The sequence below is a fragment of the Peribacillus sp. NPDC096540 genome, assembly GCF_050278525.1.
Taxonomy (GTDB): Bacteria; Bacillota; Bacilli; order Bacillales; family DSM-1321; genus Peribacillus.
Window position 1 is genome coordinate 1 of sequence record NZ_JBNNTG010000061.1, and the last position, 16,073, is coordinate 16,073.

At 38.8% G+C, this 16,073-nt stretch carries 13 protein-coding genes, 3 pseudogenes and 3 riboswitches; of the genes and pseudogenes, 2 read left to right on the plus strand and 14 right to left on the minus strand.

The window, feature by feature from the left end; all coding sequences use genetic code 11:
- Nucleotides 1-95: 95 nt before the first annotated feature.
- A pseudogene (locus ACQKMR_RS26845) lies at nucleotides 96-334 on the plus strand (transposase); the annotation flags it as partial.
- 274 nt (nucleotides 335-608) lie between these two features.
- On the opposite strand, the gene purU reads toward ACQKMR_RS26845, so the two are convergent.
- The 13 genes and pseudogenes from purU to ACQKMR_RS26910 all read right to left on the minus strand — a co-directional run.
- Nucleotides 609-1,478: a formyltetrahydrofolate deformylase gene (gene purU / locus ACQKMR_RS26850; RefSeq protein ID WP_427700006.1), complete on the minus strand. Its 870-nt coding sequence runs from the start codon at nucleotides 1,476-1,478 to the stop codon at nucleotides 609-611.
- A 342-nt stretch (nucleotides 1,479-1,820) separates the two neighbouring features.
- Nucleotides 1,821-3,218, minus strand: a complete 1,398-nt coding sequence (gene lpdA, locus ACQKMR_RS26855) for a dihydrolipoyl dehydrogenase (RefSeq protein WP_427700007.1) — start codon at nucleotides 3,216-3,218, stop codon at nucleotides 1,821-1,823.
- Between the two features lie 108 nt (nucleotides 3,219-3,326).
- On the minus strand, nucleotides 3,327-3,632 hold the full coding sequence (locus tag ACQKMR_RS26860; RefSeq protein WP_427700008.1) for an iron-sulfur cluster biosynthesis family protein: 306 nt from the start codon (nucleotides 3,630-3,632) through the stop codon (nucleotides 3,327-3,329).
- Nucleotides 3,633-3,670: 38 nt separating this feature from the next.
- Nucleotides 3,671-4,549 carry a lipoyl synthase gene (gene lipA, locus ACQKMR_RS26865; protein ID WP_427700009.1) on the minus strand — a complete coding sequence of 293 codons (879 nt, stop codon included), beginning with the start codon at nucleotides 4,547-4,549 and terminating at the stop codon, nucleotides 3,671-3,673.
- A 250-nt stretch (nucleotides 4,550-4,799) separates the two neighbouring features.
- On the minus strand, nucleotides 4,800-6,284 hold the full coding sequence (gene gcvPB / locus ACQKMR_RS26870) for an aminomethyl-transferring glycine dehydrogenase subunit GcvPB (protein ID WP_427700010.1): 1,485 nt from the start codon (nucleotides 6,282-6,284) through the stop codon (nucleotides 4,800-4,802).
- The gene (gene gcvPA / locus ACQKMR_RS26875) at nucleotides 6,277-7,629 is read right to left on the minus strand and encodes an aminomethyl-transferring glycine dehydrogenase subunit GcvPA (protein ID WP_427700011.1); all 1,353 of its coding nucleotides are present in this window, start codon (nucleotides 7,627-7,629) and stop codon (nucleotides 6,277-6,279) included. Before gcvPA ends, gcvPB begins: the two co-directional genes overlap by 8 nt.
- 1 nt (nucleotide 7,630) lies before the next feature.
- Entirely contained in the window at nucleotides 7,631-8,026 is a 396-nt protein-coding gene (gene gcvH / locus ACQKMR_RS26880) for a glycine cleavage system protein GcvH (RefSeq protein ID WP_427700012.1), read from the minus strand.
- 153 nt (nucleotides 8,027-8,179) lie between these two features.
- Complete coding sequence (gene gcvT / locus ACQKMR_RS26885; protein ID WP_427700013.1) at nucleotides 8,180-9,289, minus strand: glycine cleavage system aminomethyltransferase GcvT; 1,110 nt, start codon at nucleotides 9,287-9,289, stop codon at nucleotides 8,180-8,182.
- Nucleotides 9,290-9,302: 13 nt separating this feature from the next.
- Complete coding sequence (locus ACQKMR_RS26890; RefSeq protein WP_427700014.1) at nucleotides 9,303-9,653, minus strand: L-serine ammonia-lyase, iron-sulfur-dependent, subunit alpha; 351 nt, start codon at nucleotides 9,651-9,653, stop codon at nucleotides 9,303-9,305.
- Nucleotides 9,654-9,703: 50 nt separating this feature from the next.
- The gene (gene glyA, locus ACQKMR_RS26895) at nucleotides 9,704-10,954 is read right to left on the minus strand and encodes a serine hydroxymethyltransferase (RefSeq protein WP_427700015.1); all 1,251 of its coding nucleotides are present in this window, start codon (nucleotides 10,952-10,954) and stop codon (nucleotides 9,704-9,706) included.
- 169 nt (nucleotides 10,955-11,123) lie between these two features.
- A riboswitch (glycine riboswitch) is annotated at nucleotides 11,124-11,227 on the minus strand.
- 262 nt (nucleotides 11,228-11,489) lie between these two features.
- A pseudogene (locus ACQKMR_RS26900) lies at nucleotides 11,490-12,867 on the minus strand (amino acid permease).
- A 347-nt stretch (nucleotides 12,868-13,214) separates the two neighbouring features.
- Nucleotides 13,215-13,271, minus strand: a riboswitch (glycine riboswitch).
- A 3-nt stretch (nucleotides 13,272-13,274) separates the two neighbouring features.
- A riboswitch (glycine riboswitch) is annotated at nucleotides 13,275-13,374 on the minus strand.
- 280 nt (nucleotides 13,375-13,654) lie between these two features.
- Nucleotides 13,655-13,882, minus strand: a complete 228-nt coding sequence (locus ACQKMR_RS26905; RefSeq protein ID WP_230162738.1) for a hypothetical protein — start codon at nucleotides 13,880-13,882, stop codon at nucleotides 13,655-13,657.
- 23 nt (nucleotides 13,883-13,905) lie between these two features.
- Nucleotides 13,906-14,016, minus strand: a pseudogene (locus ACQKMR_RS26910) (NAD(P)-binding domain-containing protein); the annotation flags it as partial.
- A gap of 710 nt (nucleotides 14,017-14,726) precedes the next feature.
- Between ACQKMR_RS26910 and ACQKMR_RS26915 the strand changes: the two are divergent.
- Nucleotides 14,727-14,960: a hypothetical protein gene (locus ACQKMR_RS26915; RefSeq protein ID WP_427700016.1), complete on the plus strand. Its 234-nt coding sequence runs from the start codon at nucleotides 14,727-14,729 to the stop codon at nucleotides 14,958-14,960.
- A 78-nt stretch (nucleotides 14,961-15,038) separates the two neighbouring features.
- Here the strand turns inward: ACQKMR_RS26915 and lepB are convergent, their stop codons facing one another.
- Nucleotides 15,039-15,308: a signal peptidase I gene (gene lepB / locus ACQKMR_RS26920; RefSeq protein ID WP_427700017.1), complete on the minus strand. Its 270-nt coding sequence runs from the start codon at nucleotides 15,306-15,308 to the stop codon at nucleotides 15,039-15,041.
- Between the last annotated feature and the right edge of the window lie 765 nt (nucleotides 15,309-16,073).

Consider the following 16,073-nt stretch of genomic DNA (forward strand, 5'->3'; position numbering starts at 1 on the left):
ACATATCCCAGCAGTAATCGTCACTTTTATAGGATCATTGAAACCGTACATAACTGCTAATCCTGCGATTGGTGTTGCCGTACCGGTTGCATTATGGGTCAGAAGCATGGAAAAAGCTTTACAAGCAGAGAACGGCCGTTGAACGCGTCAATGCCTATTTAAAAGAATTCTTTCAACTAAAAATGTCCGTTATCGAACAGGCGAAAAAGCCAAAGTTCAGTTCAATCTTACGACGCTTGTTTATATTTATAATGCTCCGAAATTAGCAGTAGATCTCCTCAATCAACAAATGCACAAAATGAATCAAGCTGTTAACCGTTTTTTTAATGTATGACTAAAATTCTGTAGCTCTCACGAAAGAAAAACTTTTTATTAAATTGATTCAATTATAATAGAGATGGACATGTGGGTATTAATATAGGAATAGGTATAACTAGTACTGGTGTCCCGTTTGAGATATGACAAAATACTCACAAGGTCGAGTATTTTGTCTGTTCTAATAGAATTAGTAGAAAAATCTTTGAAAATATTGAAAAAATATAATAAGTTACTCAATTATCTTTAAAATTTTTGTTTATCCCTATCTTTGAAGCATCTTAATATTGTACTCAATCAAACACGATTGTTTTATTACCATGAATAATAACTTTATCTTCAATATGCCAGGAAACAGCTTGGGCAAGAACTTGTCTTTCCACATGACTTCCGGCAACCTTTAATTCTTCTATTGTATGTCTATGATTAACCCGCTTTACATCTTGCTGAATAATGGGTCCTTCATCAAGATCATTCGTAACATAATGAGCAGTTGCTCCAATTAACTTAACACCACGATTATAAGCTCTCGCATAAGGATTTGCTCCGACAAACGCCGGTAAGAAAGAATGATGAATGTTAATAATTTGATTTGGAAACTCCGATATAAATGTAGGGGAAAGAATTTGCATATATCTAGCCAAGGCAATAAAGTCTACTTTCCCTTTCAGTAGTTCTAGCGCTTTCTGTTCTGCTTGTTGCTTCGTTTCATGAGTTAAAGGAATATGATAATAAGGGATGTCATAACTTTCTACTATTTTTTTAAAATCAGGATGATTACTGATCACCATCGGGATTTCTACTGGAAGTTCATTCGATTTCCAACGCCATATAAGCTCCATAAGACAGTGATCCATTTTGGATACAAAGATGGCCATTCGTTTTCTTTTCTTATTACCACTTAAGCTCCATTCCATCGCATAAGCCTGAGCCAGCACATGTAAGTCCTCCTCAAGTTTTGCATAGGAAGCATCAAAGTCGTTTAAATCAAATTCGATCCTCATAAAAAACATACCTGATTGTGGATCCGTTGTATGTTGGTCAAAATGAACAACATTTGCTTTGCTTTCTAATAAAAGGTTAGATACAGCCGAGATAATACCTGGCTTCTCTGGACAAGATATTAATAATTTAGCACGGTTAACATTCACTTCTTTATACAATGGTCTCTCACCATCCTTTAGAGTTGTACGTAAAAGTTGTAAAAAGCTTTCGAATTCAGAATGATGGCTAAACACAACCGTTTTCGGGGTCCGAACAATACTGTAACTACAATTTCAATTCTAGCCGTCTTGAACTACGGTGAGGGCGGGCGATAGAACCTTAAAAATTACTGACAGACGTTTTTCCTTTCACACCTTCATATCTTCAGTTTTCATAGTGCTTAAAGTAGAGGAAATATACTACCTGATACTTAATACCTTGCTTCTCTCACCTATCAGAAGGTTCGCCCTTCCCACCATGAAGGAAGAGGTGTTCGCCTCTATTCTTTTACTATTTTTTAGCTAGGCGTGTATTTCCTTACCATATACAGCTAGGGCAGCTTCCCCAATTGCTTCTGCTAATGTAGGGTGAGGGTGTATCGTATGCGCAATATCCATAGCTGTTGCATTTAATACTCGTGCAAGACCCGCTTCTGAGATCATATCTGTTACATGCGGCCCAACCATATGCGCTCCTAACAACTTACTAGACTCTTCTTCAACAACAAGTTTGACAAAACCGTCTGATTCACCAAAAACAAGTGCCTTTCCAATCGCACGGAAGGAGAATTTTCCTGTTTTTACTTGATACCCTTTCTCCTTCGCATCCTCTTCTGTTAGTCCAACACTAGCTATCTCCGGGCTACTATATATGCATTTTGAAACAAGCGATGGATCAAGTGGCACAGGGTTTTCTCCTGCCATATGTTCAATCGCGATGATTCCTTCATGTGAAGCAACATGGGCAAGCTGCAATCCTCCAATTACATCTCCAATTGCATAAATGTTTGGCTCATCCGTTTGATAATACTCATTTGTTTGAATAACACGTTCGACTTCAACTTTCGTATTTTCAAGGTGAATGCCTTCTATGTTTGGTAATCTTCCGACAGATACTAATAATTTTTCTGCTGAAAATGTCGTGTCTTTCCCTTTACATTCCGCCTTAATAGAGACACCCTCACCTTTTTCTAACGATTCTGGAAGCACCTTTGCCCCTGTTACGATTTTCACACCTTTTTTCTTCATTAGTCGCTGTACTTCCTTTGAAATATCTTTATCTTCCGTCGGTAAAATGCGATCGGCATACTCTATCACAGTCACTTCTAATCCAAAGTCAATAAGCATCGAAGCCCATTCTATTCCAATAACACCGCCGCCGACAATAATGATGGAATTTGGGAGCTCTTTCATTTGTAGCGCTTCATCCGATGTCATCACATATTCGCTATCTGCTTCTAGGCCGGGTAATGTCCTTGGACTAGATCCTGTTGCTATTAAAATATTTCGAGGGTTTAATATCATTTCTCGTTCTTCATTATTCAATTCCACTAAAACATCTTTCGACTGTAGAATACTTCCTTTACCTTCAAACACATCTATTTTCCCTTTTTTCATTAAATGTTGTACACCTTTAAATAAGCGTTCAGTAATTTCTTCTTTCCTGGCCTGTACTTTTGAGAAGTCCAGTCCTACTTCCGGTGCAATAACACCGTATTTATCTGCATTCTTTGCATTCGAATATACCTCTGCACTTCTTAATAATGCTTTACTTGGAATACAACCTGCATGAAGGCATGTTCCACCAAGTTTACCTTGTTCAACGACCGCCGTTTTTAATCCTAATTGAGACGCACGAATGGCCGCAACATATCCACCGGTGCCGCCGCCGATGATAACAACGTCATAATCTTGATTCATCTAATACTTCCCCCTTTTGGTTTCATAAACATGGGTATATGGATAGTGTAAGAAAAACAACTTATTAAACACGATTCATTCTATTAATAGGCCAGCCGTAACGATTCTTTAATTTATTTCAATGGCACATGCACTGGATGCAAATCTTTCTCCAACAATAAAGCCATGATCTTCTAAATAATCAATTTGTGTCTCTTCATCTAAATAGCGTTTTGTAAAATGATCTAATCTAAGGTGAACTCCCTCATATTCAATAATTGTATCGTTTCTGCGGGGCTCGTCCAATACGAGGGAGAACTTCACCGACAACCCGCAGCCGCCGGCAATATCAGCGTCAATGCGAGGAATTTGCGTATCCTTACGTGACATTTCCTTCAGTTTATTCATGGCTGCCTCTGTTATTTTGACTATCATCTGATTCTCCCCTCTCTTAATGGATTATTGAAAAATGATTACGCATTAGCCTTAGTTGCACGGACTTGTTCATCTGCATGATACGAGGAGCGAACAAGCGGACCGGCTTCGCAATGACTAAACCCTTTTAACATGGCAATGTTTTTAAGTTCTTCAAACTCTTCTGGACTCCAATACTTTTCGACCTTCAAATGTCGTTTAGTCGGCTGCAAGTATTGACCAATAGTAATAATGTCCACATCATTAGCACGAAGATCATCCATCGTTTCCATAATTTCTTCTTTTGTTTCTCCTAGACCAATCATAATGCTTGATTTCGTCGGGATAGTGGAATTCATTTGCTTTGCCCGCCTTAAAAACTCTAGTGAACGTTCGTATGTTGCACGTGCACGAACTTTTGGAGATAAGCGTTTTACTGTTTCAATGTTATGATTCAAAATGTCTGGCCTTGTATCCATTAATGTTTTTAAGCTATCATATTCCCCATTCAGATCAGAGGGGAGAACTTCAATGCTGCAAAATGAATTTTGCCGCCTCACTGCCTTTACAGTTTCCGCAAATACCTCTGCTCCGCCGTCTTTTAAATCATCACGAGCAACAGCGGTAATCACAACATGCTTTAAGCCCATTTGCTCTACTGATTCTGCGACACGTTCAGGCTCTTCCCAATCAAGCTCTGATGGTAGCCCTGTTTGAACTGCACAGAACCTGCAAGCTCGCGTACATACACTTCCTAAAATCATGAAAGTTGCCGTTTTTCGGACCGCCCAGCATTCATGAATGTTAGGACATCTTGCTTCTTCACAAACAGTATGAAGCTTTTTTTCACGCATCATTTTCTTTAAGTCCGTATATTGTTCATTCGTATTTAATTTAATTTTAAGCCATTCTGGTTTACGAAGATTACTAATGGACATTTTATTTCTCACTCCTATGAGCAGATGTAATTTTAGCTTTAAAGAGGTTGTTCAATAGTCCTATAAAAAGACCGATTGAGTTTCTCCTTTCCTCTGTCTTTTTGGTTCTCAAGACTATTTCTCCTTGCACTTCTTGGCCTTTTTGTCATCCTTTTTCACGCGCTTATATGAAACCACCATGAATGAAATAATGAGATTTGGGATTCTTCTCTTTATTTTCATCCCTGGTGGTTCATGTTCAATCATTCATTTATGACTTTACCGTTTCTTCCTCTACTACTTCCTCTTTGGAATAACGCAAGATTGGTTGTCTAGCTGCTTGGACCTCATCCAATCGCCCAATGACCGTAGTATGTGGTGCGTCTAAAACAACACCTGGGTTTTCTTCCACTTCTTTGGCAATTTGAATCATTACATCCGCAAAAGCATCGAGTGTTTCTTTTGACTCTGTTTCTGTCGGTTCAATCATCAAACATTCCTCAACATTTAACGGGAAATAGATGGTCGGCGGATGGTAGCCGAAATCTAGCAGACGCTTTGCCATATCAAGTGTTCTTACACCCAGCTTTTTCTGCCTAGATCCGGATAGGACAAATTCATGCTTGCAAATTTGTAAATATGGCGCTTCAAAATATGGCTCTAATCTTTTACGAAGGTAATTAGCATGAAGGACGGCACTTTCAGATACTTGGCGCAGCCCTTCTGGCCCCATCGTGCGAATATAAGTATACGCCCGCAAGAGAATTCCGAAGTTTCCATAATACCCTTTTACCCTTCCGATAGAGTGCGAATAATTAGAGTTCAGCACATATTTATCACCGTCTTTTTCTATGCGCGGCACTGGCAAGTAAGGAATAAGTTTCTCTTTCACACCGACAGGACCTGCCCCTGGACCGCCACCTCCATGAGGCGTCGTAAATGTTTTGTGAAGATTTAAGTGCACGATGTCAAAGCCCATTTGACCTGGTGTTGTTTTACCTAAAATGGCATTGGCATTCGCTCCGTCATAATATAATAGGCCCCCTGCTTCATGAACAACCTGAGCGATTTCCACAATTTCTTTTTCAAAAAGTCCAAGGGTATTCGGATTTGTCAACATTAGTGCAGCTGTATCAGGCCCCACATGTTTCTTTAATTCTTCTAGGTCAACTAATCCACTTTTATCGGATGGGATCGTGATTGTTTGAAAACCAGCAACACTTGCACTTGCAGGATTTGTACCGTGCGCGGAGTCTGGAACAAGTACTTTCGTTCTGGTTTCACCTTTTTGAGCATGATACGCCTTAACCATCATTAAACCTGTCCATTCCCCTTGAGCCCCAGCAGATGGCTGTAAAGTTACAGCATCCATTCCTGTAATGACAGCTAGCTCTTCTTGTAATTCATATAAAACTTCTAATGCACCCTGTACTGTTTCAACGGGCTGATATGGATGAATGCGGCTAAAGCCTTCCAAACGTGCCACATCTTCATTTATTTTCGGATTGTACTTCATCGTACAAGAACCCAGTGGATAGAATCCATTATCGATCCCATGGTTTTTATTAGAAAGCGCTGTGTAATGGCGGACAAGCTGCAACTCTGATACTTCTGGGAGCTCCGCCGGTTCGTCACGAATTAAATGCTTTGGAAATTTGTCATTTATATCAACATAGTCAACGTCACTATCCGGAATACTTGAACCTACACGTCCTGGACGACTTATTTCAAAAATTAACTCATTATATTCAACCATTTACAATCGCCTCCAAAGCATCAACAAATTGGTCAATTTCTTCTTTTGTTCGCTGCTCAGTCACAGCTAGCAGCATTTGATTTCCAAAGTCGTAATCACTTTCTAAATCAAATCCACCGATAATACCCGCCTTAAGAAGTTTTGCATTGACTTCCTTTACCGGACGAGGAAGCCCGACAACAAACTCATTGAAGAATGGTGCTTCATTGATTATGGTATAGCCCTTCTGTTCTAATGTTTTCGCCATGTAATCAGCTTTCTCAATGTTTAGCTGTGCCATTTGACGAATCCCTTGCTTTCCAAGTGATGTCATACAAATAGAGGAGGCAAGAGCATTTAATGCCTGGTTGGAACAAATATTGGATGAGGCTTTATCACGGCGAATATGCTGTTCACGCGCTTGCAGTGTTAACACAAATCCACGTTGTCCTTTTTCATCTGCTGTTTGCCCTACAATACGTCCTGGGATTTTGCGCATGAGTTTCTTACTTACCGCAAAATAGCCGCAGTGTGGACCGCCAAAGGACATCGGGATTCCTAATGGCTGCATATCACCGATCACAATATCTGCCCCAAGTTTCCCAGGAGCTTGTAAGAGTGCTAGTGCAAGAGGATTGGCGCTTACGATTAAAAGGGCACCTTTTTCTTCCGCAATTTTCTTAATTGCTTTTAAATCCTCTATGGAACCGAAGAAATTTGGATATTGCACAATTACGGCAGCAGTGTCCTTATCAATTTGTTCTTGCAGCTTCCCTAAATCTGTAACCTCATCAGCAAGATTTACTTCCTCAGCTGTGTATCCCGGACCTCCAGCTACTGTATGTAAAATAGCACGGGATTCAGGATGTACCGCTTTGGATACAAGTACTTTTGAACGTCTTGTAGATGCAACGGCAAGTGATGCAGCTTCTGCAAGCGATGTAAAACCATCGTACATGGAAGAGTTAGCCACATCCATTCCTGTCAACTCACAAACCATCGTTTGAAATTCAAAAATCGCTTGTAATTCACCTTGACTGATCTCCGGTTGGTAGGGTGTATAAGCTGTGTAAAATTCGGAACGTGAAATCATATGATTTACCACACTTGGAATATAGTGATCATATGTACCCGCACCTAGGAAAGTTGGGTAATGATTAGCATTTTTGTTTTTTGTAGCAAGCCGATTCATTTTTTTCAAAAGAAGCGGTTCAGGAACCGCCTCTGGAATGTTTAGCTCATCCTGCAGGCTAATTCCAGCTGGAATATCTTCAAATAACTCATCTATAGAAGAAATATTTAAAAATTTGAGCATTTCCTCTTGGTCCTGTTTCGTATCAGGGAGGTATCTATAAGTGGCTGTCATATTATTCCTCTCCTTCATTAGTAAATGCTTGATATTCATCTTCGTTTAGAAGTGAATCTAACTCTTCTGGATTGGACATTTCTACTTCGACTAACCACCCTGCTTCAAATGGATGCTCGTTAATCGTCTCTGGAGCGCCTTCTAACTCTTCGTTTACAGTAACTACCGTACCTGAAACAGGTGAGTAAAGTTCGGAAACTGCTTTAACTGACTCGATCGTTCCCATCGATTCATTGACAGTTACTTCATCATCAATCGCTGGATTTTCAACAAAGACGATATCACCTAATGCCTTTTGTGCATAATCAGAGATTCCAATACGTACACGATTTCCTTCTAATTGTTGCACCCACTCATGTTCTTTGCTATATCGTAAATTTGATATTACTTTTGTCATTGTATTTTCCCCTTTTCGTTTTTTACTATTCACATAATTCTGAATATATTTCAGATAATTTACTCATAGCAGGTTGTCGATTTCGGGCTGCATGCAAGGTACCGGAAATCAACTTAAGAAAACTACACGATAACTCTATTAAAATATTTCCACTTATCTTTTGTAGAATGGTGCATTAACAATAACAGCTTCAATCAGTTTATTACGGATTTCCACTTTTATCGGCGCCCCCACTTCAGCTTGGTTGGCTGATATCAAGGCAAGCCCTAAGCTTTTCTTCAAAGATGGTGATTGTGTTCCGGATGTAACAATACCTATTTCCTCTCCACCTTTAGAAATTACCTTATAACCATGACGCGGAATCCCCCGGCCTGTTACTTCAATCCCTACTAATTTTCGTTTTAATCCAGCTTCTTTTTGTGCTGTAAGAGCAGATTTTCCGATAAAGTCACTTTCTTTGTTCGTCTTTACGACAAAGCCGATGCCTGCTTCAAGCGGGCTGATATCGTTACTTAGTTCTTGGCCATAGAGTGCAAGACGTGCTTCAAGCCGAAGCGTGTCCCGTGCACCAAGTCCACATGGTTGTAATCCATTCGTGGTTCCTGCTTCTAAGAGCTTTTCCCAGAGTACTACCGCTTTGTCTGCTGCTAAATAAAGTTCATATCCATTTTCTCCTGTGTAACCTGTACGGGATACAAGTATGTCGGTAATCCCGGAGATGCTGACATGTTGGGCGAATTTAAAAGAGCCAATTTCTGATAAATCTATTTCCGTTAACTTTTGCAAAATGCTTTCTGCCTTTGGACCTTGGATCGCAAGCTGAGCGATGTCTTCCGAAATATTTTGGAGCGCCATCTCTCCTTTTACATGCTGCTTCATCCATTCGTAATCTTTCTCAATGTTTGCGGCATTAATAACGAGTAAATATTTTTCATTCCCTAATTTATAAACTAATAAATCATCGACCGTTCCGCCGTCTGGATAGCACATTGCGGTATACTGTGCTTGATTGATGCTAAGCTTTGTTACATCATTTGTAACAAGGTAGTTAATATAACTCTCGGCATCTTTACCTTCCACAAGTACTTCTCCCATATGAGAAACATCAAAAAGTCCTGCTTCTGTTCGAACAGCTTCATGCTCTTCTAAAATGCTGGTAAATTGAACTGGCAGAGCCCAGCCACCAAAATCAATAACTTTTGCCCCGTACTTTTTATATACTTCAAAAAGCGGTGTTTGCTTTAATGCTGTTTCAGTACCCATGATCTACCCCCAATTATAATTTTTTGCAAAATAGATGTTCTTTCATCCGTTTACCGGTTTCTTTCATAGCCAAGCCTCCAAATGACGTTTCTCGAAGGTTTCTTGGCATATCATTTCCTAACTTATACATGGCTTCAATTATCTCATCACAAGGAATGCGGCTTTCAATCCCTGCTAGAGACATGTCGGCCGCTGAAAATGCAATCGAGGCTCCAATCGCATTCCGCATGATGCAAGGAACTTCAACAAGTCCTGCGACTGGATCATAAACCAATCCTAAAAGTGACTTCATCGCAATGGCTGTCGCATTCACGGCTTGCTTTGGCGATCCGCCTTTTAACTCAACGATTGTCCCAGCTGCCATGGCCGTTGAGGTTTCAGTAAAGGAATACTTCCATTGAGCTACCCCTTTGCTTACACAGTAATTGGCTGTTGAAATAACGGATAAACATCACAAATCCCTTTGGTTGTTTCTTTTGCTTTCTCAAGAACGTCTTTATTTCCTTTACTCTTTAGAACAGTTGCAATCACTTCACCAATTTTCACCATTTCTTCTTTCTTCATGCCTCGGGTCGTTAAAGCTGCTGTTCCCATTCGGATACCGCTCGTAACAAATGGCTTTTCTGGATCATATGGAATCGTATTTTTATTAACGGTAATGCCCGCTTCTTCTAATAATTTCTCTGCTTCTTTCCCTGTTAAATTCCACGGGCGCAAATCTAAAAGGACAATATGATTATCTGTTCCACCAGAAACAAGGGCTGCACCTTCATTTTTTAATGTTTCTCCAAGTGTTGCAGCATTTTCAATGACTTGTTTCGTATAATCCTTAAAGCTTGGTTGAAAAGCCTCGTTGAAAGCAACCGCTTTTGCTGCAATGATGTGCATGAGTGGGCCGCCTTGAATTCCTGGGAACACGGATTTATTAATCGCTTTGATAATTTCTTCATCGTTTGTTAAAACGATACCCCCGCGCGGTCCTCTCAATGTTTTATGAGTAGTACTTGTCACAACATCTGCATATGGGATTGGAGATGGGTGAAGACCAGTTGCTACCAGCCCTGCTATATGAGCCATATCCACCATAAGTTTTGCACCAACTTGATCGGCAATTTCTTTAAATCGTGCAAAATTAATCGTTCTTGGATAGGCACTTGTCCCTGCAATAATCAATTTAGGTTTTTCTTTCTTTGCCATAGCTTCCAACTCATCATAATCAATTAATTGAGTATCTTCTTTAACTCCGTAGGACACAACTTCAAACCATTTTCCTGAAACGCTGACTGGACTTCCATGTGTTAAGTGGCCGCCATGTGAAAGGTTCATTCCCATCACTTTATCACCAGGCTGAAGCAGTGCGAAAAAAACTGCGAAATTGGCTTGTGCACCTGAGTGAGGCTGAACATTTGCATATTTGGCACCAAAAAGCTTTGTTAAGCGCTCAATAGCTGCTTGTTCTGCCACATCGACAAATTCACATCCACCATAATAGCGCTTTCCTGGATAACCTTCTGCATATTTATTTGTCATCACGCTTCCCATTGCCTCTAATACATCTGGGCTAACGAAGTTTTCTGATGCAATTAATTCCAGGGTTTGATGTTGACGTTGTCCTTCCTTCTCAATCGCTTCAAAAATGGTTAAATCATTTTGTTTTAAACTCATTTTATTTTCCTCCTAGACATTTTTTAATTATTCTGATTTTTAATGTGGTTCGAGACACTAAAATCTCTTTCCCGCTACAGTTACTTTTCTATGAAGACTGTTAAAAACAGTATGATTTACTACCTTTTTTGCACGCAAAAAAGGACAGAAAAGGGTAACGTAGCGTTCTCTACCCTTCTCTGTCCTTTTACCTGAGAGTTTAGCTCCATTTTTAATAGAACCTTTCCCCTTTGGTGGCGTACATGTTTATACGCGCTCTCCAGAGGTGCGTCCAGTTGTGGTTCCATCTACCTGAGAGATTTGTTCCAAGGGTCTTTTTGGAACTTGCTCCTTCGGTGGCTTGTGTCGCATTGCACTCTCCCACAACTGTCATCCGCTTATTCAATTTGGTAAATTTAGAATAGTTGTTGTGGCTAATTATGTCAAGCATTTTTGAAAGCGCTAACAACACTATTCTAAAATAATCTTTTTTCTCATCAAAATATGATCATTCAGATATCTTAATGGTTGCTTATTGAAGCGGGCAGATTGCCACTTAATTTCCCGCTGCCTTCCTCTGATTCGACTGATCTACCTCCGTTTTCCGCATCCTATAAATCGTAATCAGCATAATAAACCAAACAGGAGTTACGAACAAGGCAACACGAGTATCTTCCGAAAGTGCAAGCACAACAAGTACGAACGCTAGGAAAGTAAGGATCAAGTAATTAGAAATTGGATAAAGTGGTAATTTAAATTTGTTCATTTTCGCTAGATCTGGCCTTGTTTTGCGGTATTTTAAATGACTGATGACAGTAACTCCCCAAATAAAGATGAAACATACTGTAGAAATACTTGTAATTAACGTAAATACTCCCTCTGGCATTAAATAGTTCAAAACAACGGAAATTAGAATGACGACAGTTGAAAAGGCCAATGCATTGGAAGGTACTTTACGGGCATTAAGTTTTGCAAATGGCACAGGTGCATTTTTATCTTTGGCAGTGAGTATACCATCCGGCTTGTACTGAAGATTGCGCTGTTACATGCCGAAGCAGCCGATGTTAGGACGACAAAATTGACGATGCCAGCAGCCGCAGCGATACCAACAGCCACGAATACTTGGACGAATGGGCTTTCCGATGGGATGATTGCGTTCCACGGATAAACACTCATAATGACAATAAGTGCACCAATGTAGAAAATTATAATCCGAATAGGAATATTATTGATTGCTTTTGGGATAACTTTTTCTGGATTTTCTGTTTCACCTGCTGTAAGTCCTACAAGTTCAATACCAACAAACGCAAACACTACCATCTGGAATGAGAGGATAAAGCCATTTATTCCATTTGGGAACATACCTTCGTGACTCCATAGATTCGTGAAACTGGCTGCGCCTGAATCTGTGGAAAAGCCTTTAATAATCATGAAAATACCGATAACAATGAGTGCTAAAATAGCGACGACTTTAATTAATGCGAACCAGAATTCCATTTCGCCAAAAAGTTTTACGGTTGCAAGATTCATAAATAGCAAAATGACAAGCGCAAATAATCCTGGCATCCACTGTGGTACGGAGGGAAACCAATACTGGGTATAAAGACCAACTGCTGTTAAGTCTGCCATTGCAATTGAAATCCAGCAAAATCAATAGGTCCACCCAGTTAAAAATGCTGCCATATTACCTAAATATTCTCTACAAAGTCAACAAAAGAATGATAGTTCAAATTGGATAAGAGTAATTCTCCAAGTGCGCCCATGATTAAAAAGCAAATGACGCCTGTAATCATGTAAGCAAATAAAATTGATGGTCCTGCTAAATGAATAGATTTTCCTGCCCCAAGAAATAATCCCGTTCCGATTGCCCCACCAATAGCGATGAGTTGTACATGTCTGTTTTTTAGGCCTCTCTCCAGCTTTTGTTCCTGCATATGATTTCCCACTTTCTAGTTTTATAGGCTATTTGTGATTTTTTCCTGACTAAAGGGTCAGTCCTTCAATGAGTTAAATAATTAGCGTACTGGGAGAATGACCCCACTCATGTAAGCGCTTTCTTTAATAATAGATTTTTTTACAAAATAGATTCATATTCTGTCCCCTTTTTTAATTTTTTTTCTAATCTACCAATCTTTTTGAAAAAAACATTGTGCGTTAATCGTTGAAATCAAAGATTGACTCTTTTTTTAACAGATTTCAATGCACACTCCTCTCTTTTTCCTTTTTTTATCTTTCCAAATACAAAAAAGGACAGAGGAAAGATAGGGGTTTTCCTATCTTCCTCTGTCCTTTTACCTGAGAGTTTAACTCCTTCGGTGGCCTATGGCTCTCTCCAGAGACGCGTCCAATTGTAGTCCATTTACCTGAGAGATTAGTTCCCTGCTTTTTAGGGTTTGCTCCTTCGGTGCTAAACAACGTTTAGTCTCTCCCACAATCATCATCCGCTGATATAAAGTTGCTTTAATAGTTGTATATTAACGGGTTTTAATGGAAATTTCAATAACTATCTGAAAAATCATTATTTTCTGAAATTTAAACATAGACGATATTGATTTTTCTAACAGTTCATAAATTAAAAGTTATTAAATTGCAAAATCAAATTTGTTGAATCGTAGGTGTAAACCGATCCACTTTTGAACGGATGCTGAGAAAAACGAAGGATTTAGGCATTTTGCCCATTGAAAATACGTCTAAATCTAAAGATGGGAAAGGACATAATGTCTATATTTTTAACACAATTGATGTATGGAAAAAGAGAAAATTGACGTATTGCGAGACTCGCGAGAATCCTTGCAACAGTATAGATTGCTTAGAGGCACCCTCCTTCTCTTCTTTAGCAACTTCCTCTTTGTCCCAACCACTTGCTATATTAGCAATGAGGATAATTGCTAGAACCCATACCCACCACTTCTTTGGCTTCTTTAGCTTGATTTTCTTTTCCTTACTCATTTTAGTTCATACCCCCTTTACAGTTCAGACGGACGATTGTAAACAGAAATAGAATAACCTCGACTTTCAATATTTAACGCTAGATTTTTACCCATTACGGCTAAACCTATCACACCGATTTGTTGTTTTGCCATGGTCCATTCGTCCCTTTTTAATTATTAGAATCAAGCTTAGCTACTTTGAAATCAAACTTTAAATCTCATCTCTAGTTATACAATAATAAACCTTATTGATCCAAATTATTTACTTGGATATACGTTACTCCGGTTCTTTCTTCTCTTTTCAAAGCCTGGTTTTCTAGGTAGATAAACACATATTCTTCTTGTAAGATTTAACTCCCGGCTGATAAACGGATTCAATATTATAAAACAAAAAGGAAAGGAGATTCACGTTTTCATCTAAAACTGTATTTCTAATGCAGTTGGTTGACTGGATTAAGCATTATCAATGTACCCATATTGTCTACTGGAAACCATGTGTGAATTTACTAGATGCTGAAGATATTGAGTTTTTGCCCAACATATGAAGCAGTCTGATAAAACTGATGTTGCAGAATGGATTGCTAAACTAATAGTTGGACTTACAGAATCCCGTTTAATTATCTAGTGGTGATTGAGTGCCCTAACATATTTCAGATTATGAAATGGTATTAACCCCCTCCCTTACAGGGAGAATGCTTGATCACCCTAATAATGACAATAATTTCTAAATTTAGTTCTTGTTTTTCGCCTAGATCATTTCTTTGATTTTCTCTCTAAACTTCTCATTCGTGAAAATATCCTGCGTGGTTGTTAAGTGTCATGACGCTGAAATCACGCGGGAACTGGAGTCTGCGGGCAATGTAGTGGCTTACTTCAACGGGCATAATCATGCAGGCAATTATGGTGAGAAAAACGGAATCAAATATGTGAATTTCCAAGGCATGTTGGATACACCCGATACCAATGCGTACTCTGTAATCCAAGCGTTCAAGGATCGCTTAGAGATTGATGGTTTTGGCCGGGAGCCGGACCGCATAATCAAGGTAAATACTATCCATAAACACGATCAAGAGCAAAATAAAAATGACCATCATTAATAGATAGTATCGTTTTCTAGAACTAAAACAAACCAAAGAGGCGAGCGGAAATCCGTTTGCCTCTTTGGTTTGTTTATCCTAGCTTTTTAAAAAGATAATATTCATTATCTTCTTTATAATCTTAATGTAATCTTTCTCTTTGGTTGCATGAAAAAAAACAATATCAAACCTATAGATATCATTGATTTTGGTACAGAACTTATTGAGGATAATGCACTCATGATTTTTCAATGTTGGCATCATGGATTCTCCAGCTACGACAATAGGAACAAAAATATGTGTTCTAATGGTGAAGGCCAAAACAACTGCAATTACAATTGCTTTAATCCATGATTCTTTGTTTTTCATTAAATTTCTTCTTTTTCTCATTTTTATTAACTTTTACCATCGCAAATTATTCCATATATTACACGTGCGGCTATTGAGAGCGTAAAATATCTTGTGTAAATGAATAAATAGAAAAAGGAAGACCTTTAACCTTCTTTCACTAAACTGCCTCGATAGTTAATTAAGGGTATTTTTTCACTTTGATTTGAATGGACGATTTGTGTAATGATCGTATATTCAAAAGGCCGCCAAAAGGCGGCCTTCTTATGGCGCTATCGCACTCGTTAGTTGAAAAACAATGCTTTTTAATTTTGGGTGTTTTCGTTTAGATGGTTTCTATAAGAGGGCATAAGACACTCCTATTAAAAACAAGCAATCAAGAATACAAGAAGGATTAACGCACCTAATAACGACATAAAAAACGTTGTGATTAGCAAGGTATGGCGTAATGGTGACATTATTTTGAAGGCTTTATAGCAAAACAAAATTCCTAACACCAATGCAATAAGAGAGCCTATTTGTCCAAACCTTGTATCCAATTTATCTGTCATAAAAACCAACGCATACAAAACAAGCATATGAATAGTAACAAGAAGTATACAGATTGCATTTAAGATTTTAGTATTTTTTAAAATTTCGATATTTCACCTCTAAACTCTATCATTATCTAAATTATACCATTTCTATCTTCAACTATCCTGCCCCGATCGTATTATAATGTCAGCCAGAAATTTCTGGTTGACCATTTTTTATATCGATATATGATAACGGTAGCCGGGGTAGAAC

Coding starts and splice junctions, on each gene's coding strand:
- gcvPB (WP_427700010.1), bottom strand. CDS start 6,284: ATGGTTGAATATAATGAGTTAATTTTTGAAATAAGTCGTCCAGGACGT.
- lpdA (WP_427700007.1), bottom strand. CDS start 3,218: ATGAATCAAGATTATGACGTTGTTATCATCGGCGGCGGCACCGGTGGA.
- gcvPA (WP_427700011.1), bottom strand. CDS start 7,629: ATGACAGCCACTTATAGATACCTCCCTGATACGAAACAGGACCAAGAG.
- ACQKMR_RS26905 (WP_230162738.1), bottom strand. CDS start 13,882: ATGAGTAAGGAAAAGAAAATCAAGCTAAAGAAGCCAAAGAAGTGGTGG.
- lepB (WP_427700017.1), bottom strand. CDS start 15,308: ATGAAAAACAAAGAATCATGGATTAAAGCAATTGTAATTGCAGTTGTT.
- ACQKMR_RS26890 (WP_427700014.1), bottom strand. CDS start 9,653: ATGGCAGCTGGGACAATCGTTGAGTTAAAAGGCGGATCGCCAAAGCAA.
- glyA (WP_427700015.1), bottom strand. CDS start 10,954: ATGAGTTTAAAACAAAATGATTTAACCATTTTTGAAGCGATTGAGAAG.
- gcvT (WP_427700013.1), bottom strand. CDS start 9,289: ATGGGTACTGAAACAGCATTAAAGCAAACACCGCTTTTTGAAGTATAT.
- ACQKMR_RS26860 (WP_427700008.1), bottom strand. CDS start 3,632: ATGATAGTCAAAATAACAGAGGCAGCCATGAATAAACTGAAGGAAATG.
- lipA (WP_427700009.1), bottom strand. CDS start 4,549: ATGTCCATTAGTAATCTTCGTAAACCAGAATGGCTTAAAATTAAATTA.
- gcvH (WP_427700012.1), bottom strand. CDS start 8,026: ATGACAAAAGTAATATCAAATTTACGATATAGCAAAGAACATGAGTGG.